General features: G+C 73.7%; 23 protein-coding genes. 7 read left to right on the top strand and 16 right to left on the bottom strand.

Annotated elements, in window-relative coordinates:
* Positions 1-9: 9 nt before the first annotated feature.
* Together BLW63_RS08725 and BLW63_RS08720 are read left to right on the top strand one after the other, a co-directional pair.
* Entirely contained in the window at positions 10-990 is a 981-nt protein-coding gene (locus BLW63_RS08725) for a TIGR03557 family F420-dependent LLM class oxidoreductase (protein WP_091153830.1), read from the top strand.
* An 89-nt stretch (positions 991-1,079) separates the two neighbouring features.
* Positions 1,080-1,937 carry a tetratricopeptide repeat protein gene (locus BLW63_RS08720; protein WP_091153826.1) on the top strand — a complete coding sequence of 286 codons (858 nt, stop codon included), beginning with the start codon at positions 1,080-1,082 and terminating at the stop codon, positions 1,935-1,937.
* Between the two features lie 91 nt (positions 1,938-2,028).
* Here BLW63_RS08720 and BLW63_RS26745 read toward each other — a convergent pair whose 3' ends face one another.
* The 3 genes from BLW63_RS26745 to BLW63_RS08705 all read right to left on the bottom strand — a co-directional run bounded on the left by BLW63_RS26745 (position 2,029) and on the right by BLW63_RS08705 (position 3,928).
* Entirely contained in the window at positions 2,029-2,187 is a 159-nt protein-coding gene (locus BLW63_RS26745) for a hypothetical protein (protein WP_091153823.1), read from the bottom strand.
* A gap of 9 nt (positions 2,188-2,196) precedes the next feature.
* Positions 2,197-2,901 carry a class E sortase gene (locus BLW63_RS08710; RefSeq protein WP_091153820.1) on the bottom strand — a complete coding sequence of 235 codons (705 nt, stop codon included), beginning with the start codon at positions 2,899-2,901 and terminating at the stop codon, positions 2,197-2,199.
* 91 nt (positions 2,902-2,992) lie between these two features.
* On the bottom strand, positions 2,993-3,928 hold the full coding sequence (locus BLW63_RS08705; RefSeq protein ID WP_091153815.1) for an SMP-30/gluconolactonase/LRE family protein: 936 nt from the start codon (positions 3,926-3,928) through the stop codon (positions 2,993-2,995).
* A gap of 245 nt (positions 3,929-4,173) precedes the next feature.
* On the opposite strand from BLW63_RS08705, the gene ppc reads away from it, so the two are divergent.
* Together ppc and BLW63_RS08695 are read left to right on the top strand one after the other, a co-directional pair.
* A complete protein-coding gene (gene ppc, locus BLW63_RS08700) occupies positions 4,174-6,996 on the top strand; it encodes a phosphoenolpyruvate carboxylase (RefSeq protein ID WP_211517054.1) in 2,823 nt (940 codons plus the stop codon).
* The gene (locus BLW63_RS08695; RefSeq protein ID WP_091153812.1) at positions 6,989-8,098 is read left to right on the top strand and encodes an inositol monophosphatase family protein; all 1,110 of its coding nucleotides are present in this window, start codon (positions 6,989-6,991) and stop codon (positions 8,096-8,098) included. The genes ppc and BLW63_RS08695 overlap by 8 nt, the downstream gene beginning before the upstream one ends.
* A gap of 69 nt (positions 8,099-8,167) precedes the next feature.
* On the opposite strand, the gene BLW63_RS08690 is transcribed toward BLW63_RS08695, so the two are convergent.
* The 7 genes from BLW63_RS08690 to BLW63_RS08660 all read right to left on the bottom strand — a co-directional run bounded on the left by BLW63_RS08690 (position 8,168) and on the right by BLW63_RS08660 (position 14,919).
* Positions 8,168-8,998 (bottom strand): DUF2182 domain-containing protein, encoded by an 831-nt coding sequence (locus BLW63_RS08690; RefSeq protein WP_091153808.1) that lies wholly within the window; start codon positions 8,996-8,998, stop codon positions 8,168-8,170.
* A gap of 4 nt (positions 8,999-9,002) precedes the next feature.
* Entirely contained in the window at positions 9,003-9,605 is a 603-nt protein-coding gene (locus BLW63_RS08685; protein WP_091153804.1) for a DUF1326 domain-containing protein, read from the bottom strand.
* Positions 9,606-9,675: 70 nt separating this feature from the next.
* On the bottom strand, positions 9,676-11,094 hold the full coding sequence (locus tag BLW63_RS08680) for an FAD-dependent oxidoreductase (RefSeq protein WP_244522449.1): 1,419 nt from the start codon (positions 11,092-11,094) through the stop codon (positions 9,676-9,678).
* Positions 11,095-11,363: 269 nt separating this feature from the next.
* The gene (locus tag BLW63_RS08675) at positions 11,364-12,191 is read right to left on the bottom strand and encodes a glycoside hydrolase family 25 domain-containing protein (RefSeq protein WP_091154801.1); all 828 of its coding nucleotides are present in this window, start codon (positions 12,189-12,191) and stop codon (positions 11,364-11,366) included.
* A gap of 40 nt (positions 12,192-12,231) precedes the next feature.
* Entirely contained in the window at positions 12,232-13,041 is an 810-nt protein-coding gene (locus BLW63_RS08670) for an Fpg/Nei family DNA glycosylase (RefSeq protein ID WP_091153797.1), read from the bottom strand.
* Positions 13,042-13,125: 84 nt separating this feature from the next.
* Complete coding sequence (locus BLW63_RS08665) at positions 13,126-14,490, bottom strand: cryptochrome/photolyase family protein (protein WP_091153793.1); 1,365 nt, start codon at positions 14,488-14,490, stop codon at positions 13,126-13,128.
* A 57-nt stretch (positions 14,491-14,547) separates the two neighbouring features.
* Complete coding sequence (locus tag BLW63_RS08660) at positions 14,548-14,919, bottom strand: GNAT family N-acetyltransferase (RefSeq protein ID WP_244522448.1); 372 nt, start codon at positions 14,917-14,919, stop codon at positions 14,548-14,550.
* A 101-nt stretch (positions 14,920-15,020) separates the two neighbouring features.
* On the opposite strand from BLW63_RS08660, the gene BLW63_RS08655 reads away from it, so the two are divergent.
* On the top strand, positions 15,021-15,194 hold the full coding sequence (locus tag BLW63_RS08655; RefSeq protein WP_091153786.1) for a DUF4236 domain-containing protein: 174 nt from the start codon (positions 15,021-15,023) through the stop codon (positions 15,192-15,194).
* Between the two features lie 5 nt (positions 15,195-15,199).
* On the opposite strand, the gene BLW63_RS08650 is transcribed toward BLW63_RS08655, so the two are convergent.
* Genes BLW63_RS08650 through BLW63_RS08630 form a run of 5 tightly spaced genes read right to left on the bottom strand, consistent with a single transcriptional unit; the run spans position 15,200 to position 18,139 of the window.
* Positions 15,200-15,496 (bottom strand): hypothetical protein, encoded by a 297-nt coding sequence (locus BLW63_RS08650; protein ID WP_091154797.1) that lies wholly within the window; start codon positions 15,494-15,496, stop codon positions 15,200-15,202.
* A gap of 28 nt (positions 15,497-15,524) precedes the next feature.
* Positions 15,525-16,721 carry an MFS transporter gene (locus BLW63_RS08645; RefSeq protein ID WP_091153782.1) on the bottom strand — a complete coding sequence of 399 codons (1,197 nt, stop codon included), beginning with the start codon at positions 16,719-16,721 and terminating at the stop codon, positions 15,525-15,527.
* An 18-nt stretch (positions 16,722-16,739) separates the two neighbouring features.
* Positions 16,740-17,297, bottom strand: coding sequence for a TetR/AcrR family transcriptional regulator (locus BLW63_RS08640; RefSeq protein ID WP_091153780.1), 558 nt, complete (start codon positions 17,295-17,297; stop codon positions 16,740-16,742).
* Positions 17,294-17,890: a sugar O-acetyltransferase gene (locus tag BLW63_RS08635; protein WP_091153776.1), complete on the bottom strand. Its 597-nt coding sequence runs from the start codon at positions 17,888-17,890 to the stop codon at positions 17,294-17,296. The genes BLW63_RS08640 and BLW63_RS08635 overlap by 4 nt, the downstream gene beginning before the upstream one ends.
* Before the next feature lie 42 nt (positions 17,891-17,932).
* Positions 17,933-18,139 (bottom strand): hypothetical protein, encoded by a 207-nt coding sequence (locus tag BLW63_RS08630; protein ID WP_091153772.1) that lies wholly within the window; start codon positions 18,137-18,139, stop codon positions 17,933-17,935.
* A gap of 182 nt (positions 18,140-18,321) precedes the next feature.
* Here BLW63_RS08630 and BLW63_RS08625 point away from each other — a divergent pair, with 182 nt between their 5' ends.
* The gene (locus tag BLW63_RS08625) at positions 18,322-18,672 is read left to right on the top strand and encodes a DUF2218 domain-containing protein (RefSeq protein ID WP_091154792.1); all 351 of its coding nucleotides are present in this window, start codon (positions 18,322-18,324) and stop codon (positions 18,670-18,672) included.
* A gap of 476 nt (positions 18,673-19,148) precedes the next feature.
* Here the strand turns inward: BLW63_RS08625 and BLW63_RS08620 are convergent, their stop codons facing one another.
* Positions 19,149-19,364 (bottom strand): hypothetical protein, encoded by a 216-nt coding sequence (locus BLW63_RS08620; RefSeq protein WP_091153768.1) that lies wholly within the window; start codon positions 19,362-19,364, stop codon positions 19,149-19,151.
* An 804-nt stretch (positions 19,365-20,168) separates the two neighbouring features.
* Between BLW63_RS08620 and BLW63_RS08615 the strand changes: the two genes are divergently transcribed.
* Positions 20,169-22,448, top strand: coding sequence for a hypothetical protein (locus tag BLW63_RS08615; protein WP_091153765.1), 2,280 nt, complete (start codon positions 20,169-20,171; stop codon positions 22,446-22,448).
* The last annotated feature ends 8 nt before the right edge of the window (positions 22,449-22,456 follow it).

Here is a 22,456-nt window from a genome sequence, read left to right as displayed (position 1 = left end):
CGCGGCGACATGGGCATGCAGCTGGGCTACACGATGATGACCGAGCAGGCCGGTCCGAAGGACCTGGTCAGCCACGTGGTCGGCGCCGAGGAGGCCGGTTTCGACTTCGCCGTCTGCAGCGACCACTACTTCCCGTGGTTGGACGAGATGGGCCACGCCCCGAACGCCTGGGTGACCCTGGGCGCCGCGGCGCACGCCACCAGCCGCATCGACCTGATGACCTACGTGACCTGCCCGATCCTCCGGTACCGCCCGGCCGTGGTGGCCCAGCAGGCGGCCACCCTGCAGCTGCTCGCCGACGGCCGGTTCACCCTGGGCCTCGGCGCGGGGGAGAACCTCAACGAGCACGTCATCGGCGAGGGCTGGCCGCCGGTCGCCGTCCGCCACGAGATGTTCGCCGAGGCGGTGCACGTCATCCGCGAGCTGCTCTCGACCGACGGCTACACGACCTTCCACGGCGACTACTACTCCGTCGACGGCGGCCGGATCTGGGACCGGCCCGAGGGCGGCGTGCCGATCGGCATCGCCGTCTCCGGCGAGCGGTCGGTGCAGCTGGCCGGTGAGCGCGCCGACGTGCTGATCGCGACCGAGCCGAGGGCCGAGCTGGTCGAGGGCTTCGACGCCGCGGGCGGCGCCGGCAAGCCGAGGGTCGCCCAGATGCCGATCTGCCACGACGCCGACCGCGACGCCGCCGTGAAGCGGGCGCACGAGCTGTTCCGCTGGTTCGGGCTGGGCTGGAAGGTCAACGCCGACCTGCCGGGGACGGCAGGGTTCGCGGCGGCCAGCCAGTTCGTCCGCGAGGAGGACGTCGCGGAGAGCATCCCCTGCGGGGACGACGTCGACGCGGTGATCGAGGGGGCGCGGGCCTACGCCGACGCTGGCTTCACGCACCTGGCCCTGGTGCAGATCGGCGGGGACCAGCAGCGGCCCTACCTGGAGTGGGCGCAGCAGCGCCTTCTACCCGCCTGGCGGGAGGCCTTCGGCAGCTGAATCCCCCCGGGTGACCTGCACCTCCTCCGACGGGTGAGACCGCCCGGGCGGGGGAGGACGCACCGCCGGGCCCCCGCGATGATCGCCGCATGCGGGAGGACCTCGACGGGCGCCTCCGGAGGCTGCGCGCCTGCCGGGACGCCGACGCCGTCATCGAGCTGGGCTGCGACCTGGTCGATGCCGGGCGTCCTGAGGACGCCGAGCGGTGCTTCCGCCGGGCCGCCGAGCTGGGGGACGCGCTCGGCTGGTTCAACCTGGGCAACTCGCTGGCCGCGCGCGGCCGGGTCGAGGAGGCCGCCGACGCCTACGAGCGGGCCCTGGCCGGCGGCGAGCGCGACGCCTGGGTGAACCTCGGCCTGGTGCTCGAGGAGCTCGGCGACCTGGCCGGCGCGATGCGCGCCTACCGGGGCGCCGGCGCCGCCGGGGACACCCAGGGCGGGCTGCAGCTGGCGTTCCTGCTGCACGAGCAGGGCGAGCACGAGCAGGCCATCGCCGTGGCGGCCGAGCTCGCCGCGACGGGGGACGACGTCGCCGCCGCGGTGGTCACCTGCTGGCAATGGGCCGCCTCGCACGACACCTCGCTGGAGGTCGACCTGCGCGCCGGGGCCGACCGCTTCCCCGGCGCCCGGGTGGCGCTGGCCGCGCTGCTGCGCGTCACCGACCGGGCGGCGGAGGCCCGCTTCACCCTCGAGCGCGGCGCCAAGCTCGGCGAGGTCCAGGCGTGGCTGCCGCTGGGCAACTTCTACGCCGAGGACCTGGCCGACGTCGAGGCGGCCGAGGAGGCCTACCGGGCGGGCATCGCCGCCGGCGACAGCTACTGCCACCACAACCTGGCCGTGCTGCTCGCCGACCGCGGCGACCTCGACGGCGCGGTGGAGCACTTCCGGCTCGGCGCCGCGGACGGCGACGACCTCGCCGCGCGCGCGCTGCGCGAGCTCGGGGGCTGAGGAAGGACCACCCTCCTCCCCACCCCTCGCAGGCTCGGGGCGGGACCGGGACGGGGCCGGCGGGGCCCTACAGAGGGGCCGTCCGGAGGGGCTACTCGTCGACGGTGACGTCGGCGAACGGCACGAACGGCTCGACGTACGGGAAGACGACGAACAGCAGCAGCGCGCTGACCGCCGCGACGAGCACCAGCGCGAGCAGCGCCCGCACCGCCGTCCCGCCGGGGAGGTGCCGCCAGATCCAGGAGTACACGGTCGCTCCTCACGCCCCCAGGAGAGCCGGGGGCCCATCGGGTGCCTCGGCACGGCTCAGCGGGGCCCCGTCGAGCACGGCGTGCACGATCAGCCGCTCGCGCGCGGAGTACTCCGGGTGGCAGGTGGTCAGGGTCAGGTAGGCACCCGTCGCCGGGCCGTCGGCCGGGCCGCCCGGCGTCGGCGCGATGACCGACACGTCCGCGGGGGAGACGACCTGCTGGCCGGGCACCTGCTCGGCCGGGCCGAGGACCCGGTAGACGAACCAGCCGTCGGCGGTCTCGACGACGATCGGGTCACCCTCGCGCAGCTCGTCGATCTCCAGGAACGGCGACCCGCGGCCCACCCGGTGCCCCGCGACGGCGAAGTTGCCCTGCTCCCCGGGCATCGCGGTGCCGCGGTAGTGGCCCGGCCCCTGCTCCAGGTCCTCGGTGCCGGTGCCCTCGACGACGGCCCGGGCGTAGTCGGCACCCAGCCGCGGGATGTGCAGCAGCGCGAAGGCCTCGCCACCCTGCAGCGCGGTCGGGACGGTGGCCGGCTGCGTCCACTCCTCGCGCAGCTCGGCGGTCAGCTCGTCCTGCCGGGCGTTGCTCTGCAGGTCGGTCACCCACAGCTCGTAGACGACGAACAGCAGCAGCACGTAGCCGACCGTGAGCAGCAGCTGTCCGGTGCCGCGGGCGGCGGTGCGCAGAGCGTCCTCCCGGGTCCTCGACACGGCGTCCGATGCTAGGTCGGCCCGCGCCCCCCGTCGGGAGCGCCGCGCCCCCGCGCCCCAGCAGCCCCTCCCGTCCCAGCCGCCAGCGGCCTCAGCCGGGCTGGCGCAGCCCGTCCAGCGGGCCGCGGTAGGGCCGCGCCGGCGGGCCGGTTCCGCCGGGGCGGGCGGTGAACAGCCGGCCGGCGTCGGGCTGGGCGGCCCGCGCGGCGTCGTCCAGCCCCTCCGCCGAGGTGCTCACCACCAGCAGGTCGCGCCCGGGGCCGGCGAACGCGCAGCTCGACGTCTGGGCCACCCCGGGCACCTCGACGACGGCGAGCAGCTCGCCCTCCGGCGACCACCGGCGCACCTGCCCGCCGCCCCAGAGCGCCGTCCAGAGGCAGCCCTCGTCGTCGACGGTGAGGCCGTCGGCGACGCCGTCGTCCCCGTCGAACCGGAGCAGCACCCGGCCGTCGGTGAACGAGCCGGTGTCCACGTCGTAGCCGAAGGCGTGGACCACGCCGGGGCCGGAGTCGGCGAGGTAGACGGTGCGGCCGTCCGGCGACCAGTCGATGCCGTTGGAGACGGTCAGCCCGTCGAGGACGGTGGTCACGGTGCCGTCGAGGTCCAGCCGGTACAGGCTTCCGGCGCCGGGGCGCTCGTCGAAGGCCATGGTGCCGGCGTAGAACCGGCCGGTCGGGTCGCAGGCGGCGTCGTTCATGCGGGTGCCGCCGTCGGTCGCGGTGCCGCCCTCGCCGGTCAACGCGAGCAGGACGCGGGCGGTGCCGTCGGGCGCGAGGTGGGTGAAGCCGCCGTCGGCGGCCAGCAGCCACCCGCCGACCGCCGCCGGGACGACGGCGCCGACGGTGCCCCCGCCCCGGTGCACCCCGGTCTCCGTGAGCGCGCCCCCGGCGTCGACCGCGGCCCGCCGCACCAGGCCGCCCGCGATGTCCACCCACAGCAGCTCGCCATGGTCGCCGTCCCAGGTCGGGCCCTCGCCGTGCTGGGCCGGGGCGAGGCCGGGGACGGACGAGGCGGAGTGTCGCTGCACCCCTGCATCGTCCCGGCGCGACCCGCCGGCTGCGCGCCGAGCGGCCGCCATCGACCCACCCGCCCCCCGCGTTGATCATGGACTTGTTGCCCGCCGGACACGCCGCCGGCGGCGTGTCACCTTGCGACAACCCCATGATCGACGGCGGAAGGGGCGGCGGCGAGGGCGGAATCGGGCGGGGACGGCACGAGCGTGGCGGCGTCGGCCGACACGCCCCCGTCACACGGGCGGTCGATACTCACCGGGTGTCCGAAGCCACCGTCGACGTCGCGGACCTGCGCCACCACGGGGGAGTCGAGGGCGACGCCGCCGACGCCCCGCTGCGCGAGGACATCCGGCTGCTGGGCCGGGTCCTCGGGGAGGTGATCGGCGAGCAGTCGGGGGACGACGTCCTCGCGCTCGTCGAGTCCACCCGCGTGGAGGCCTTCCGGCTGCGCCGCTCGGAGGTCGACCGCGCCGACGTCGCCGCCCGGCTCGCCGGCCTCGACGTCCGCTCGGCCAACCACGTCATCCGCGCGTTCAGCCACTTCTCGCTGCTGGCCAACCTCGCCGAGGACCTGCACCACGAGCGCCGCCGTCGCTTCCACCGCAGCGAGGGCTCGCCGCCGCAGCAGGGCAGCCTGGCGGCCACCTTCGAGCTGCTCGACGCCGCGCACCTCGACGCCGACGTCGTCGCCCGCGAGCTGGCCGGGGCCCTGGTCTGCCCGGTCGTCACCGCGCACCCCACCGAGGTCCGCCGGCGCACCGTCTCGCGGGTCCAGCGGCAGGTCACCGAGCTGATCCGCCGGCGGGACCGCTCCGCCCCCGGGGAGGCCGACGACCCGGCGTGGTCGGCCGAGCTGGAGCGGGCGGTGCTCACCCTCTGGCAGACAGCGCTGCTGCGGCTGTCCCGGCTGCGGCTGGCCGACGAGATCGACGAGGCGCTGCGCTACTACGAGCTGTCGCTGTTCGAGGTCGTCCCGGCGATCAACGCCGAGCTGCGCCGTGCGCTGCGCGAGCGCTGGCCCTCGGCCCGGCTGGACCGGCCGGTGCTCCTGCCCGGCTCGTGGATCGGCGGCGACCGCGACGGCAACCCCTTCGTCACCGGCGACGCCGTCCGCCTGGCCAGCACTCGACAGGCCGAGACGGCGCTGGGCCACCACCTCGCCGAGCTGCTCGCACTGCACGACGAGCTGTCGATGTCCGAACGGCTGATCACGCCGACGCCGGAGCTGGCGCACCTGGCCGAGGTCTCCCGGGACAGCTCGCCGTTCCGGGCCGACGAGCCCTACCGCCGCGCCCTCTACGGCATCCACGCCCGGCTGGCCGCCACCGCGCAGCGGGTGCTGGGGTCGGTGCCCGGTCCGCCGCCGCACACGACGCTCGAGCCCTACACGACACCCGAGGAGCTGCTGGCCGACCTCGCCACGATCGACGCCTCGCTGCGCACGCACGGCGCGGGCGCGCTGGCCGACGACCGGCTGGCCCGGCTGCGGGAGAGCGTGGAGGTCTTCGGCTTCCACCTGGCCGGGCTCGACATGCGGCAGAACTCCGCCGTGCACGAGGAGGTGCTCGCCGAGCTGTTGGCCTGGGCCGGGGTCTGCCCCGACTACGCCGCGCTGGACGAGGACCAGCGCGTCGAGCTGCTCGTGGGCGAGCTGCGGATGCGCCGCCCGCTGGTGCGCTCCGACGCCGCGCTCTCCGACCTCGCCCGCGGCGAGCTCGACGTGCTGCTCGCGGCGGCCGGCCAGGTCCGCGCGCTGGGGCCGGACGCCGTCCCGAACTACGTGATCAGCATGTGCGAGTCCGTCAGCGACGTGCTCGAGGTCGCGGTGCTGCTCAAGGAGGTCGGCCTGCTCGACCCCGACGATTCGTCCCCCGCCCACCCAGGCCCTCGCTGCCCGGTCGGCATCTCGCCGCTGTTCGAGACGATCGGCGACCTGCAGCGCGCCGCGGAGACGATGACCGCGGTGCTCGGCCAGCCGCTCTACCGGGCGTTGCTGGCCAACCGGGGCGACGTGCAGGAGGTCATGCTCGGCTACTCCGACAGCAACAAGGACGGCGGCTACCTCGCGGCCAACTGGGCGCTCTACCGGGCCGAGTTGGCGCTGGTCGAGGTCGCCCGGACCGAGGGCGTGCGGCTGCGGCTGTTCCACGGCCGCGGCGGCACCGTCGGCCGCGGCGGCGGCCCGAGCTACGACGCGATCCGGGCGCAGCCGCCCGGCGCGGTGGCCGGCGCGCTGCGGATCACCGAGCAGGGCGAGGTCATCGCCGCCAAGTACGCCGAGCCGGACCGCGCCCGGCGCAACCTGGAGGCGATGGTCGCGGCCACGCTGGAGGCCACCCTCCTCGACACCGAGGGCCTGGGGGCGGACGCCGAGGAGGCCTACGCACTGCTCGACGACCTCGCCGCCCGCGCCCAGCGGGCCTACCGGGCGCTGGTGCACGAGACGCCGGGCTTCGTCGAGTGGTTCCGCGGAGCCACCCCGATCGGCGAGCTGTCCGAGCTCAACATCGGCAGCCGCCCGCCGTCGCGCAAGGCCGGGGACTCGATCGCCGACCTGCGGGCCATCCCCTGGGTGTTCAGCTGGTCGCAGGCCCGGATCATGCTGCCCGGCTGGTACGGCACCGGGTCCGCGCTCGAGTCCTGGGTGGACGGCGACGGTGCCGCCTCCCGCCCCGCCCGGCTGGCCCGCCTGCAGGAGCTGCACCGGCGCTGGCCGTGGCTGCGCACGATGCTGTCCAACATGGGCATGGTGCTGGCCAAGACCGACCTCGACCTGGCGGCCCGCTACGCCGGGCTGGTGCCCGACGAGCAGCTGCGGCACCGGGTGTTCGACCAGCTGACCGCCGAGCACGAGCGCAGCTGCCGGATGCTGCTGGCGGTCACCGGCGACGACCGGCTGCTGGCCGACAACCCCTCGCTGGCCCGGTCGATCCGCAACCGCTTCCCCTACCTGGAGCCGCTGCACCACCTCCAGGTCGAGATGCTGCGCCGGCGACGAGGCGGGGACGACGACGAGCTGGTCCGCCGCAACATCCAGCTGACCATCAACGGCATCGCCACGGCCCTGCGCAACAGTGGCTGAGCCGCAGCTGCAGGAGCGCCCCGACCCGGTCCCGCTCGACCTCCGGGTGGCCACCGGGTCGCGCGAGGTGCAGGCCGCGGCCCGGGCCCTCGGCGTCGCGCCCGCCGCCCTCGCCACCGCGCTTCCCGACCCCGGCCTGCGGCTGCTGGTCGACGGCCGCGGCGCCGTCGCGCTGCTGCGCCGCGAGTGGGGCGCCGACGGGCACGCGGAGGCCGTGCTCGTGCGCGGGCAGGGCGCCCGGATCGACCGTCCCACCGTCCTCGCCGCCGCGTCGGCGTGGGGCTGCGAGCGGGTCCGCGACGCGCGACGGGACGACGTCGTCCCGGTCCCCGCCCCGCCGGACGACGCCCCGCTGGCGGACCGCTTCCTGCACCTGGCCGCCCTGGCCGCCACCCGCGTGGAGGTCGCCGTCGCGCTCGCCCGGGACGCCGGTCAGGAGACCACCAAGGCCGACGGCAGCCCGTCGCTGGGCGCCGACGAGGCCGCGCACCTTGCGGCGGCGCACGCGCTGCGCCCGCTCGGCGTGGCCGTGCTCAGCGAGGAGCGCGCCGACCGCCCGGTGCCGGTCGACCAGCCGTGGGTGGTGCTCGACCCGCTCGACGGCACCGGCAACTTCCGCGCCGGGCTGGCGCCGTGGGCGTTCTCCGCCGCGCTGGTGCGGGACGGCCGCCCGGTCGCCGGCCTGGTGGCCGACCTCTCCTCGGGCCGCCGCTGGTCCGGCGCGGTGGGGTCCGGGGCGTACCGCGACGGGGTGCCGGTGCGCCCGCGGGACGCCGGGACCGTCGTGGCGCCCACCGCGCCGTCCGGGTCGGCCGTGCAGGTCCCGCGGACCGCGCGCCGGGTCCGGGTCACCGGCTGCACCGCCGTCGACGTCTGCCTGGTCGCCGACGGCGCCGCGGGCGCCTGGCAGAACCTCGACCGCAGCGGCACGCACGTGCACGACGTCGCCGGCGGGCTGGCGCTGCTCGCCGCGGCCGGCGGCGTCGCGCTCACCCCGGACGGCGAGCCGCTGGTGCTCCGGCCGGACACCGAGACGCTCATCCGCTTCGTCGCCGCCGGCACCGAGCAGCGGGCGCGGGAGCTGCTGCGCGAGCTGACCTGAGCGCCGGTCGCGGGCGGCTCAACGCGACCGTGTCGCCGGCCGGGTCGGTGCCCGAGGCGACACGGAGTGCTAGGAGCCCATCGGCTCCATCTCGTCGACCATGCCGTCGCCGGGCACGGTGAGGGCCGGGATCCCGTGGGGGGCCAGCCACAACAGGACGCCGAGGGTGAGCAGCACGACCGCAGTTCCGTAGTTCGCCACCCGGCGCCACGGCAGGGTCTTCTCGATGGCGATCAGCCCGGCGACGAAGGCCATCCAGACGACACTCATGACGCCCAACGCGAACAGCGACGCCATCAGCGCCCAACAGCACCCGACGCACCACCCACCGTGTCTCGCACCCATCCGCAACGCACCCCAGCGCCCGTCGCGCCAGGAGCCGAGGAGGAACCCGAGCGGGCTGCGGCACTTGCCGAGGCAGACGTCCTTGAGCGGGGTCAGCTCGTAGACCGCCGCGACGACGAGCGTGGCACCAGCGACCCACCGGCCCGCACGGTCCCACGCCAGCACGTCTCCCGCGACCTCGTCCACGGTCGCCACGAGCGCGAAAGCGACCAGGCCCGCCCCTGCCCACGTGACCAGATAGCCCCCCACGAACAGCAGGGGCGACAGCGGAGACCGCTTCCTGGTCATGCGGGAGTACAGCGCCACGGTCGGCGCGACCGACGGGAACATCATCGCGGCCATCATCACGACCCAGACGCCGAGGAACCAGCCCAGCGCCCCCAGGCCGGTCCACGGTCCCTCGTCCATCCCCTGCATCTGACGGGCGGTCCACCACCAGCCGACCCCGGCGAGGGCGAACAGGACGGCGACCAGTCCCAGTCGGGCACGGACGGCGGCGAAGGCCGGCGTGAGGCCGGGGTCCGGGGTGAGGCGTGCGGGCGCCGGAGCGCTCATCGGGTCACCCGACCCAGGAGAACTCCGCGGTTGAGAGCCCGTTCTTGCCCTCGAACCGGATGCCGAAGGCATCGATCCGTGAGTGCCGCGCCTCGGCGATCGTCAGGGTCGACGCGACCGGGTGGCCTCCAGCGTCCAGCCTGACCGGCTGACCGTCCTCCTTGCCGAACGGCACGATGTCCTCGATCTCGAAGTCGATGGCCTCGCCGACGCGAACGCCGTGCCGAAGACCGTCGTCGCGAAACTCGATCGGCGCCCGTTCGACGCCGGCGATCTCCGCAACGAGCGGGGCGAGCGCGGCCATCGGCCCGCCGAGCTGCCCACCGAAGACCTGGACCAGCTTGTCGAACTGCTCGTCCGACGCCTGGTCGTCGACAAACATGCCGAGCCGCCAGTTGCCGTCGGTCATGACCTTCGGCGTGTCGACGATGGTCACCACCCTGCGACCCCGGACGTCGGTGCCGTCGACCTCGCCCTCGCGGATGTCGAAGGCCAGGGTCGCCCGGCAGTAGTCGTAGGTGGCGCCGTGGTCGAACGAGACAGCGCAGGGGCACATCAGCTCGCACGAGCACGTCTCGGCGTAGCTGCCCTTGAGGTTCCATGCCATGGCCGGTTCCCTCCGCGAGGCGGCAAGTCTCCAACCCCGGACAGAACGGGGTCAACCGGCTCCTGAGCGATCAGCGCACCCGGGCGGCTGCCGCCTTGACGGCCGCCAGCAGCGACTCCCACTCGTGCAGCGTCGTCCGCGCCCGGCCGCGGGTGGCGCCGAGCGCGACCTCGGCGGCGTCGATGGCCCGCCAGTCCTCGAGCAGCACCGGGTCGGCGCCACGGGCGCGCAGCGTCGTCACCAGGTCGTCGTCCCCGCCGCCGCCGGGCCGGACGACGCCGGCGGCGACGTCGGCCAGGAGCGTGGCCACCGTCTCGCGGGCGTCGTGCTTGTTCGTGCCCACGACGCCGGTCGGTCCGCGCTTGATCCAGCCCGCGACGTACTCGCCGGGGGCGGGGTCCCCGCCGCGCAGCACCCGGCCCAGGTCGTTGGGGACGGTGCCTCGGTTCGGGTCGAGCGGCAGCTCGGGCAGCTCGCCGCCGCGGTAGCCGACCGAGCGGACCACCAGGTCGGCCGGCAGCACGGTCGTCTCCCCGGTGCCCGAGGCCCGGCCGTCGGCGTCGACGACGGTGCGCTCGACCTCGACGCCGGTCACCCGGTCCTCGCCGAGCAGCCGCACCGGACGGGTGAAGAAGCGCAGCGTGACCGTCGCCCGGCCCGGCTGCGCCGTGTGCCCGGCCCACTCGCGCAGCACGGCGAGGTTCCGGGACACCACCCGGTCGGCCGCCACGCGCTCCTCGGCGGCCGGGTCCAGCTCCAGGTCGGCCGGGTCCACCAGCACGTCGGCCGCGGCCAGCTCGCCGAGCTCGCGCAGCTCCTGGGTGGTGAAGGTGGCCTGCGCCGGGCCGCGGCGGCCCAGCACGGTGACCCGCCCGACCGGGGCCGCGGCGAGCACGTCGAGGACGTGCTGCGGCATGTCGGTGGGCTCGAGCTCGGCCGGCGTGCGGGCCAGCACGCGGGCCACGTCGAGCGCGACGTTGCCGACCCCCACCACGACGACCGAGCGGGCCCGCGCCAACGCGGCCTCCACCGTGGCCCGGTCGGCGTCGGGGTGCCCGGTGTACCAGGCGACCAGCGCGGTGGCGGCGAGGCTGCCGGGCAGCTCCTCGCCGGGGATGCCCAGCTGCCGGTCCAGCGCGGCGCCGTAGGTGTAGACGACGGCGTCCACCGCGGCGTGCAGGTCGCGGCAGGAGAGGTCCCGGCCGATCTCGACGTTGCCGACGAAGCGCACCGCCGGATGGTCCAGCGCCCGGTGCAGCGTGTCGCGGATGGCCCGCATCTTGGGGTGGTCCGGCGCGATGCCGTGGCGCACCAGGCCGAACGGGGTGGGCAGCCGGTCGATCAGGTCGACGGCGACCGGGACGTCCTGCTGCCGGGTGAGCGCCTCGGCGGCGTAGATGCCGGCCGGGCCGGCGCCGACGACGGCCACCCGCAGCCGCGGGGGAGGGGACGGGCAATCGGGGTCATCGTCGGCCGACACGACACGCATCCTGTCCCGCCCGGGTGGGCGAGCACCAGGCTCCGGGAACCCCGAGTCCAGGAGGCAGCCTGTCTCCGTCGTCGCCACCACCACCCCGCAGCCCGAGCACGTCCGGACGGTGGTGGGAGGCGGGCCCCTCGCGGCCCCCTGCAGCCTCCCGCCGCGGGCCCCGTCCAGGGCACCGCCCCCGAGCTCTGACGGCCCACTTGCAGGGTCCCGCCGCGAGCGGGCGCGTGGCGGGGGGCAAGGGGGTCCTTCGAGGGGAGGACGGGGTCCTTCTACGAGCCGCAGCTGTGGTCGTGGTCGAGGCCGTCGACGACGTACTGGGTGAGCACGACCTCGCCGCCGTCGACCAGGGGCTCGCGCAGGCACGCGGCGCGGGCGCCCCGGGGGGAGGTCGCCCCGGCCAGCCAGCTGTCCAGGTCGTGCAGCGGGCTGTCCTCGGGCACCACGCCGGTGATCCGCCGCCACTGGTAGTGGGTCGAGTAGAGGCCGACCTCGGCGCCGGTCGCGGAGAGGCGGGCGGCCATCCCCTCGAGGGTCGCCCGGTTGCGGGCGCGGGCCGGTGCCGACCCGCGCTGCCAGGTGTTCGCCGTCTCGACGTCGAGCCACCAGGTGTGGTGGCCCGGGTCGGGGTCGACGCCGGCGGCCTCGGCGGCAGGGACGAAGAACTCCTCGACCGTGACCGCGGCCCGTTCCCACCCGTACTGCCACGAGCAGGCCCGGCTGTTGTCACCCTCGCAGCGGCCGTAGGGGGTGCGGCCGCGTGCGGGCCAGGTGGTCACCCGGTCGCGCACCTGCCCGGGGTTGGCGGTGTTGACGTAGAGCTGCAGCCGCGGCTGCGCCGCCACCTCGCCGGTGGACTCCGCCGCCGCCCAGGCCAGCTGCTCGGCCAGGCAGGGGTTGGGCCGGGTGGCCAGCCCGCCGTTCACCCCGACGACGGCGAACGCCGGCCGGTCGGGCAGCTCGGCGCCGCACTGCGGGTGGGAGACGTCGTACCCGACCTCGCGGGAGTCGCCCGGGTCGGCCGCGGCGGCCGGCACGCCGAGGGCCAGGGTGGCCACCGCGACCGCAGCCACCCCGAGCACCCGTCCCCCGCCCGTCATGGCCACACGGTAGATCCGCGGGCGTGCCGCGGTCACCGGGTCAGGCGGCCTGGCAGACCGGGCACCAGTGCAGGTTGCGGCCGACCATCGGCTCGGTCCGCACCGGCGTCCCGCAGAGGCGGCAGGGCAGCCCGGTGCGCCGGTACACGTAGTGCGCGTCCTCCCGCCGGACGGCGCCGCCGCGGCGGCCGCGGTGCTCCGGCCGGGTGGTGACGATCCGGCCCATCCGGACGCCGGCGCGCATGAGCACGACCAGGTCGGCCCACATCGCCGCCCACGTGCCCGCGTCGACGTCCCGGCCCGGCCGGAAGGGCGAGACGAGGTGCCGGAAGAGGATCTCGGCGCGGTAGACGTTGCCGACCCCGGCGAGCACCGACTGGTCCATGAGCAGCGCGCCGATCGCGGTGCGGCTGGCGGCGATCCTCCGGTGGGCCACCGCGCCGTCGCTGCGCGGCCGCAGCGGGTCGGGCCCGAGCCGGTCGAGGATGCGGTCCACCTCCGGCGCGGGGAGCACCTCGCAGGCGGTGGCGCCCCGGAGGTCGGTCCACACGCCCAGCCCGTCGGGGCCCTCGCCCTCCCACCGCATCCGCAGCGCGCCGCGCGGTGGCGGCGGGCTCCCGGTGCCGGCGGTGTAGTTGCCGTAGAGGCCCAGGTGCACGTGCAGGGTGTCGGCGCCGAAGCAGGCGAACAGGTGCTTGCCGTGGGAGGTCACCTCGTCGAGCACCCGGCCGTCGAGCAGCGCCGCGCCGGCGGCGAACCGGCCCTGCGGGCTGGTGACGTGCACGGGGCGGCCGGCGAAGGCCAGCGACTGGTCCCGGGCCAGCCGGTTGAGCGTGTGTCCCTCAGGCACGGGCGGCTCGCCAGGTCATGCCCCCAGCTTCACCCCGGGCCGGCGGTCCCGCCACGACGGCCCGGGAACGCGGGGAACACCGGGTCAGCCGTCGCGGACCTGCTGGTAGCGCTCCAGCGCCACCCGCCGCTCCTCGGCGTGGTCGACGATCGGCAGCGGGTAGCCGTCGGGGACGCCGTCCGGGGCGAGCCACGGCTCGTGCACGTACCGCGCGGGGACGTCGCGCAGCTCGGGCACCCAGCGGCGCACGTAGTCGCCGTCCGGGTCGAACTCCTTGCCCTGCCGGGTGGGGTTGAAGACCCGGTAGTAGGGCGAGGCGTCGGTGCCCGTGCCGGCGACCCACTGCCAGCCGTGGTTGTTGCTGGCCAGGTCGCCGTCGACGAGGTGCTGCATGAAGTACCGCGCGCCGCGCCGCCAGTCCACGTGCAGGTCCTTGACCAGGAACGACGCGACGATCATCCGGACGCGGTTGTGCACGTAGGCCTCGCCGAGCAGCTGGCGCACCCCGGCGTCGACGATCGGGTAGCCGGTGCGGCCCCGCGCCCAGGCCTCGAACCGCGCGTCGGCGTCCTCGCCGGTGTCGTAGGCCATCGCGTGCATCCGCTCGTCCAGCGGCTCGCGGGCGGACTCCGGGCGGTGCCACAGGACGTCGGCGTAGAAGTCGCGCCAGGCCAGCTCGTTGCGGAAGCTGTCGGCGGAGTCCGACTCGAGGCCCTCGAGGTCGGCCAGCAGCGTGCGCGGGTGCACGCAGCCGTACTTGAGGTAGGCCGACAGCCGGCTGGTGCCGTCGGTGCCCGGGGTGTTGCGGGTCGTCCTGTAGCCCTCCAGGCGCTCGGCGCGGAAGCGCCGCCAGGCGTCGTGCGCGGCGGCCTCACCGGCCGGGGGCAGCCGGACGCCGTTCAGGTCGGGCGCCGTCGGCGGGTCCTCGGAGCGGACGCCGGTGACCCAGGGGACGTCGTCGGGGCGCGGTGCCGGGGCGCGCCAGCCGTGCTCGCGCCAGGCGCGGGCGAAGGGCGAGAAGACGCGGAACGGCGTCCCGTCGGACTTGGTGACCCGGCCGGGGGTCACCGCGTACGGCGAGCCGGTGCGCACCAGCGGGACGTCGCCGAGGGCGCGCTCGACCGCCGCGTCCCGCTGCCGGCCGTGGACGCCGGTGTCGGCCGAGACGTGCACGCTGACCGCGTCCACCTCGCGCGCCAGGTCGGGCACCACCCGCGCCGGGTCGCCGGAGCGCAGCACCAGGGCGCCGTCCGCCTGCCCGCCGAGGTCGGCGAGGCAGTCCAGCAGGAACTGCCGCCGCGGCAGCCCGGAGGGCCCCCACAGCCGGGGGTCGAAGACGAACAGCGGCAGGACGGCGCCGTCGGGTCCGGCCGCCTCGCGGGCGTCGAGCAGGGCCGGGTGGTCGGCCAGCCGCAGGTCGCGGCGGAACCAGAGCAACGCGGTGGGCACCCCGGCGAGGGTAGGCAGCTCGACAGCCAACCGCAGGTCGGCTGCCCGGAGAGCGGATCAGCGGTCGGCGGTGGCGAGCCCGAAGTGCGGACGGTCGTCCTCGGCGACGAGGTCGACCTCCTCGGGGTGCTGCTGGATGTAGTGACGCACGAACGAGCAGTAGGGGAGCACGGTCAGCCCGCGCTCCCGGGCGGCGGCGAGCACGCCGGCGACGAGCGTCGAGCCGATCCCGCGGCCGCCGACGGAGGGGTCGACCTCGGTGTGCGGCAGCGTCATGGTGCCGTTCTCGACGTGGTAGCTGGCCAGGCCGACGACCCGGTCGCCGAGCCTGACCTCGAACCGCCCCCGATCCGGGACGTCGACCACGCTCGTCTCCATGCTGGGTGTCCCCCTCCGCTCGTCCCCGGCGCCGTTGCCGGGACTCGACATGCGTGCGGAGACGGTAACGCCTCGCAGCACCCGAGAGTGCCGCCCCGCGGGGGCATGTCGCCCCTGTGAGGGATGCGCCGACGGCTGGGTAGGGGCCTTACATGCCCTTCTCCTTCCGCCTCACCAAGCGCCTCGGACCGCTCCACCTGAACGTCAGCCGGCGAGGCGTGTCGCCCAGCTTCCACGTCGGTCCGGTCGGCTACAGCCCCCGCGGACGCCGCTGGTCGGTGCGCCTGCCCGGGCCGTTCCGCTACGTCTGGTCGAGGCGCCGCTGAGCGGCTCAGGGGCGGGGGTTCGTCCGCGTCCAGCCGCGCTCATCCCGCCGTCCCCCCAGTCCGGCCCGGCACCGGCGGCACACAGCCTGCACCTCCTCGGCGTGCCGGCCGGACTCCGGCTGGACGTCGGCCCACGGAACGTGCGGGAAGCGGACCAGTCGCGACCGGCTCAGCGACAGGCCGCAGACGGTCTCGTTGCGCCCGCGCTCCCACGCGTGGACCTCGCCCGCCGGGTAGCGGATGCCGTCGTCGGGGTCGACCCACTGGCCGCCTGCCGCGACCGCCGCGCTGCGGAGTGCCATGGCCGGTGCGTACCCGGGCCTGCCGCGCTCAGGCGGCCGGCGACCCCGCTGCCCGGCCGGGCAGGGCACGGCCGAGCACCAGCGCGCCGACCCCCGCCAGCACGACGCCGAGCAGGGCGACCCGCAGACTCGTCGCGTCGGCCAGCGCGCCGACCAGCGGCGGCGACACCAGGAAGCCGATCCGCAGCAGCCAGTTGATCACCGCCAGCCCCACGCCGTGCGGCAGTCCGGGTAGCTCGTCGGCGGCGTGGTAGACGGCGGGGATCAGGGTGGCGACGCCGAGCCCGGCGAGCGCGAGGCCCAGCAGGGTGGTGGGCACCGACGGCAGCGCCAGGGCCAGTCCCATCCCCGCCGCGGTCAGCGCGCCGCCGGCCCGGGCCACGCGGCGCTGGCCGAACCGGTCGACGACGCGGTCGCCGGTCAGCCGCCCGACGGTCATCGCCACCGACAGCGCGACGAAGCCCAGCCCGGCGGTCGCCGCCCCGGCGTCGAGCTCGGTGCGCAGGTAGAGCGCGCTCCACGAGGCGCCGGCGTCCTCGACGAACGCCCCGCACGCGGCGAGCACGCCGAGCACCGCGAGCGCCGGGACGGCTCCGCGCCGGCGCGGGCGCTCCCGCGGCACCTCGTCGGCGGCCGGCTCCGGCTCGTCCGGGCCGGGCAGCACCGCGCGCGAGACGGCCACCGCGAGCGCGCCGAAGACGACGGCCGACGCGCCCAGCTGGACGGTGAGCGGCACGCCCAGCCCCGCCGCGGCCGAGCCGAGCAGCCCGCCCGCGACCGCGCCGACGCTCCAGACGCCGTGGAAGGCGTTGAGGATCGAGCGCCCGTAGAGCCGCTGCACCCGCAGCCCGTGTGCGTTCTGCGCGACGTCGACGACCGCGTCGAGCGCGCCGAGCACCAGCAGCGCCGCGGCGAGGGCGAGCCAGTTCGGCGCCACCGACACCGTCCACACGGTGACGCCGAGCAGCACCAGGCCGTGTGAGGCGACCCTGCCGGAGCCGAACCGGCGGTTCAGCGCCGCGGCCGACAGGCCGGCCAGCAGCGCCCCCAGCGGCACGGCCGCGAGCGCGGCGCCCAGGGCGGTGCTGCTCAGGCTCAGTTGCGCCTTCACCTCCGGCAGCCGCGGCACGAGGCCGGCGTAGAAGACGGCGTTGAGGAAGAAGCAGGCGGCGACGGCGACGCGGGCGCGGCGCAGGCGCGTGGCACCGGCGGTGGTGGTGTGCACGAGGGCCTCGGGTCGGGGTCAGCCGGCGAGCCGGAGCAGGGCGGAGCGGATCTGGTCGGCGTCCATCGGGTCGGTGGAGAGGGCGCTGTGCAGCACGAGCCCCTCCACCAGCGCGTCGACCTCCCGGGCGGTCACCGGGTCGAGGTGTCGCTCGAGGCTGCGGCGGCTGCGCGACATCCAGTCCTGGGTGACCGCGCGAAGGGCGGGGTCCCGCGCCGCGGCGACGTACAGCTCGACGGCGAGCACCAGGTCCCGGCTGGAGCCCAGCAGGTCGTCGGTCAGGTGCCCGACCAGCGCCTCGAGGGCGGCCGCCCGGTCGGGCGCCGCGCGCATCCGCTCGTCGAAGCGCTCGGCGACCGTGTCGACGTGCCGGGTGAACGCGGCGGCGAGCAGCTCGGTCAGCGAGGCGAAGTGGTAGGTCAGCGACCCGAGCGGGACGTCGGCGGCGCGGGCGATCGCCCGGTGCGTGGTGGCGGTGACCCCGTGCTCGGCGATCACGTCGAGCGTGGTGCCGAGCAGCCGGTCGCGCCGTCCCGGGTCGTGCCGGCGGGGGCGCCGCGCCGGGGCCGAGGTCACCGGCCGGGCCCGTCCAGGCTGCGGACGACGCGGGCGGGGTTGCCCACGACCACCACGTTCGCCGGCAGGTCGCGGGTGACCACCGCCCCGGCGCCGACGACGGTGTTCTCGCCGATCGTCACGCCGGGCAGCACGATGGCCCCGCCGCCGAGCCAGACGTTGTCCCCGATGGTGATCGGCTCGGCCGCCTCCCACTTGGCCCGTCGCGGCTCCGGGTCGACGGGGTGGGTCGGGGTCAGGAGCTGGACGTTGGGCCCGATCTGGACGTCGTCGCCGATGGTGATGGGCGCGACGTCCAGCGCGACCAGACCGAAGTTGGCGAAGCAGCGGGCGCCGATGCGGGTGTGGCTGCCGTAGTCGACGAAGAACGGCGGGCGGATCTCGGTGCCCTCGCCGACGCTGCCGAGCAGCTCCTCCAGCAGCCGGCGGCGCAGCGGGCCCTGGCGGACGGTCGTCGAGTTGTAGGCGTCGGCCAGGTCCAGCGCCCGGGTGCTGGCCTCGCCGAGCTCGGGGTCGTCGGCGATGTAGAGGTCCCCGGCGAGCATCCGCTCGCGCATGGTCCGGGGGTCGGCGGCGTCCGCAGGGGTGCCCATAGGAACGAGCGTACACATCAGCCCGCCGCGGCGGCTCCGAGGTCAGGTCCAGGTGTGCGCAGCGGCGCTCCAGCGGGCGGTGCGCGAACGCGCGGCGGCACGCGGCGTGCGCCGCTCGAACTCGCCGGGGGCCGGTCGGCAGCCGCGGGGGCAGTCGACCGCGACGGGGACGCCGTCGCGCCACCCCACGGCCGCGCACCGGCCACAGCGCGGGCAGGTCTCCCAAGTGAGGCGCTCGCCGGTGCTCATGGCGGACACCTCCGGGCCGCGGACATCGCCGACCGGATGGGGGACCGGTGGCCGTGGGTTCGGCCCCCGGTTGCCCCGGGACGCAGCGGTCGGTACCCACGACGCAGCGGAGCAACCGGGATGAGGTGGGGTGCGGATCCTCGGCCGGCCCCGGACCCCGCCCCCCGGTGCACGCTGTGCTCATGACCGTCCTCACCTCGCGGGCCGACGTACCGACCGAGGCCCCGGCCCGGTACGCCAAGCAGTTGCTGTCCCACCTGGGCCGCCGGACCACGTGGACCACCGACGGGGACACCTCCAGCGCCGAGATCGCCGGCGGGACCGGCCGGGTCGCGGTCGGCGACGGCGTGCTCACGCTGGTTGCGGAGGCGTCCGACGCCGAGACGCTGGGCCGGGTGCAGCACGTGCTCGGCAGCCACCTGGAGCGCTTCGGTCAGCGCAGCGAGCTCACGGTCACCTGGACCGGCGACGTCGCGCCCGGACCCACGCCGCCGGCTCGGGGAGAGCACCGGCGACCCGCCGAGCACGGCTGAGGACGGCGCACGGTCGCGCTGCCGGGGTGGGTGCGTCAGCCCGCAGCGGTGCTCTGCTGCGACGTCGGTCTCTCCCAGCAGCGCCGTGGCCGCATGGACCGGCTGGGTGACCGTGCTCGCCGGGCTCCTGTCGGTCGCGGTCGGGGTCGACGTCGCCGAGGGGCAGCCCTCGAAGTGCCCCCGGCAGGATTCGAACCTGCGACACACGGTTTAGGAATCGGTTACGGCCGGGGGGTGGGCCAGCGCGTATGACGGCCGATGCCGGCGTTGGGCGTGAGGTTCGTGCGCGCCGTTGCTCATCGTCACTTACCGATTACCGCAGTCTTGTGCCCCGCGTGTGCCCCCGTGCCCCTGCTGTGCCCCTGCTGTGCCCCCAGATTCGACCCCGGGTTGCTGAATCGCCGTCCGCACTTGAGGTGTACTAGCCCGCCAAAAATCTCTGGGGGATGTGGGGTGCGGAGGTCTTGGAGGTGCGGTCAGGAGCGCTCGGTCCAGCCCCGCCCATCCGCGCTGGGTCCGTCGAGCCGGGTCATAAGCACGTCGAGATGGGCTGTAAGCCTGTCGATGCTGTCGTCAAGCCGCTGGAAGGTTCTGCGGATCGCTCGTCGCTGCCAGACGAGCAGCCCCCAGCAGGCGCCCGCGTAGGCAACGAGGACGCCGACCACGAGCCACCAGCCGGCTGCCCCGCTCATGCTTCTCGCCTCGGGCGGCGGAAGCTCGGCTGGTACTCGGCCTGCTGGTGCCATGACCAGCTGAGGGCGGCATGCCTAGGACCCATCCAGGCGACGGTTGCGATGACCGGCCGCATCGCTGACATGGCGAGACCCTATGACTCGATCGCCCCTGGCGGAGACTGCCTTTGGTCGGGGGCTCGCCTCCGGTGCCCATTCCGCGGTTGCGCCGCAGTGCGCCCAGCCGGCCATACGGGGGACCCGGGGTTGATGAACACGGCTGTGGCTCCTTTCGTACCGCCCGGCTCAAGGTTTCTAGGGGATGGGGTGCCTGCGATTCACACCCCCTTAGTAGACCCGCGGGGGAGGGCAACACCGGCCGGACGGCCTTCGCCCGGTACGAGTGCGCGCAGACCCTGCGCTCGTGTCGCGCAGGGGTTCCGCCGTGCCGCCACGTAGATAGACCCAACGGTCGCGGAGCCGACGCAATACTTCCTCCCGGAAGCCGCGGACGGTCCGGGCGGGCGCGGTACCGAACCCCACAGATGCTCGCCGACCCCCGGTTCACCTCCTTCTTGTTGGGCTTTGGCCGCCTGCCGCCGTCTCCGATCCAAGGAGCGCCGGGCGGACCCGCGCCCGGCAGCCGGGGCTTCGCAGAAGCCACCTCTTGGCCATCCCTGGCGTCTATCAACTCCGCACACGACACGTCCCGCCGCCTCCGACGCAACAGCAAGTCCACCCTGCGAACGCGGCTAAGGTGGGGCGGCGCTGCACTGCTGAACGCGAAGCAGCAGACACATCCTCGAGCCCTGAAGGAGATCTCGCGTGGCGGACGAGCCCATCCACCCGGACCTGGTGAAAATCGCCCTCGACCGGGTTACGGGCTGGCAGTTCGAGGGCTTCGCGAACAGCTTTTACGCGAGCCTTGTGGGGGTCAGATTTGTCCCACTCGGAGGCAATAAGGATGGCGGCGCTGATGCTTTCGACGGAGATCCGGTCAAGCAAGAAGAGGGCCGACCGACCATATTCTTCCAAGCCAGCATCGAAGCCGACTATCGCTCTAAGCTCCGGCGGACCGTCAAGCGACTGCGCGAGTTTGGTCGAGACCCACGGGAACTGACCTACTTAACGTCTCGAACCGTCAAGTACATCGATGCCGAGGAGCGCGAACTCAGTCGAGAGCTGGATGTAACTATTCGCATCAGAGACGCCGCCTATGCTATTAGCCACATCAACGATGGCTCAGCAACACGGGCGGCCTATCGGCACTACCTGCAATCCGCGACCGATTTCCTGAAGTCAGTTGGCGCGTCGTCGATCATCGGCCCATCGCGGCACGTCTCTTCTCCGGCGGTGTACGTCTTCCTGGAGCAGGAGTTAGCACGTCGCCGCGGCGATACCAGTCTAGTGGACGCAGTTACGGACAGCCTGATTCTTTGGGCGCTCGAAGGAACGGACCCAGACGCAGGCCTCTTCATGTCCCAAAGTGACATCTTGGAGCGAATTAGCAGAGAAATTCCCGCCACTCGTCAAGTTGTAGAGCCGCGACTCGAGCGCCGACTCCAGCTGCTCGCGAGCAGAAACCACCCCGACGGTCGACAGGTTAGATGGCACAAGAAGGATGACCTGTACGTCCTACCGTACGAGACAAGGCGGCGCATCGAGGACGAGAATAGAGCAGACGAAAGTTTGCGCCTGGACGTGCTCAACAGTCTCTACAGCAGGATCGCTGCACACTCTCACCCCAGCCTTAGTGAAGTGGAAAACCGCGTAGCCGCCGAAGTGGCACTGCGAAGTCTTCAGCGCACATTCGAGCAGGAAGGCTTGGAGTTCTCAAGCTTTCTGCTCGACGAAGCCCAGGGTGACCTTGCCACGGTGACCGACAGCATCAGAACCACACTTACGGAGCGTAACCTAACCGGACAGAAAGGCCTCGCTGTGGGTGAGGTCGTGTTCCAGGCGATCCGCAGCGTGTTCTACGAATCCGCCGAGATCGAGCGCGCATACCTCGGGAAGCTCTCGAGAACCTATACTTTGCTGTTTACGCTCAACACCGAGCCCAAGCTTATCGAATTCTTTCAAGACGTTACTGGCCACCTCAACTTGTACGTTGGAACCGATCTACTCGTCCGGGCTCTGAGTGAAAGATACGTTCCCGAGCCCGACCAGATGACCCGACGCACGTTGCTCATGGCAAGTCGGCTCGGAGCACGACTGGTCTTGAGTGACGCGGTCTTGGAGGAAGTGCTCGGAAACCTCAGGGCCGCGGATCATGAATTTCGCAACTGGTTTGAGTCGATCGAAGCTCACGTCGATGACCACACGGCTCGGAATGCCGACAAGATCATGATCCGAGCCTACTTCTATGCCAAGCTCAATCCAAACCTGGGAATCATGAGGCCGACGTCTTGGCCGGCCTTTGTTTCACAATTCTGCCGCTTCGAGGATCTCCATCGATCGTCGGCTGTGGACAACCTGCGGCGATACCTGCAGGTGACATTTGGCTTGGAGCACGAGTCCGACGATGACCTGGAGACGATCGTCAATCACAATCAGCTCAACGAGTTGACGACCAATCTGGCCGAAAGCAAAGCCACCGAGAGACTGGCGCGAAATGACGCATTAATGGCGTTGGCTGTATATGCGCGAAGGCGGCAGCGGCGGGAAGACAGCAGCGTCTCGGAGTTCGGTTACGAGACATGGTGGCTCACCAGCGAGTCCACCATCCTGCGGCACACCAAGGAACTTGTTCGCTCGCATCGTGGCGCTCGATACATGATGCGACCTGACTTCCTTCTCAATTTCCTAACATTGGCCCCTAACAGCTTCGAGGCGCGGCAGACTCTGGGGCACGTCTTCCCGAGCCTCCTAGGAATCCGCCTATCGCGAAGAATGAAAGAGAGCACGTACCATGGCATCCTCAGCAAGGTCAAAGAGGCGGCAAGCTTTGAAGACGCTCGGCGCGCCGCCGCTATTGCGGATGCAACGAATCGCCTCAAAGGCGACTTCTGGAAGCAATACCGGGTGCAACTGCAGGAAGACCGACCGGACCCCTTGAGGAACGGCTCCTCGCTTGTGATGTCGACCGAGTCTTCCGGGTTCTAATGCCAGGT

The organism is Geodermatophilus africanus (genome assembly GCF_900107105.1).
GTDB classification, from domain to species: domain Bacteria; phylum Actinomycetota; class Actinomycetes; order Mycobacteriales; family Geodermatophilaceae; genus Geodermatophilus; species Geodermatophilus africanus.
Note: the sequence above shows the minus strand (reverse complement) of the source record. Positions and strands in the feature narration are given on the sequence as shown.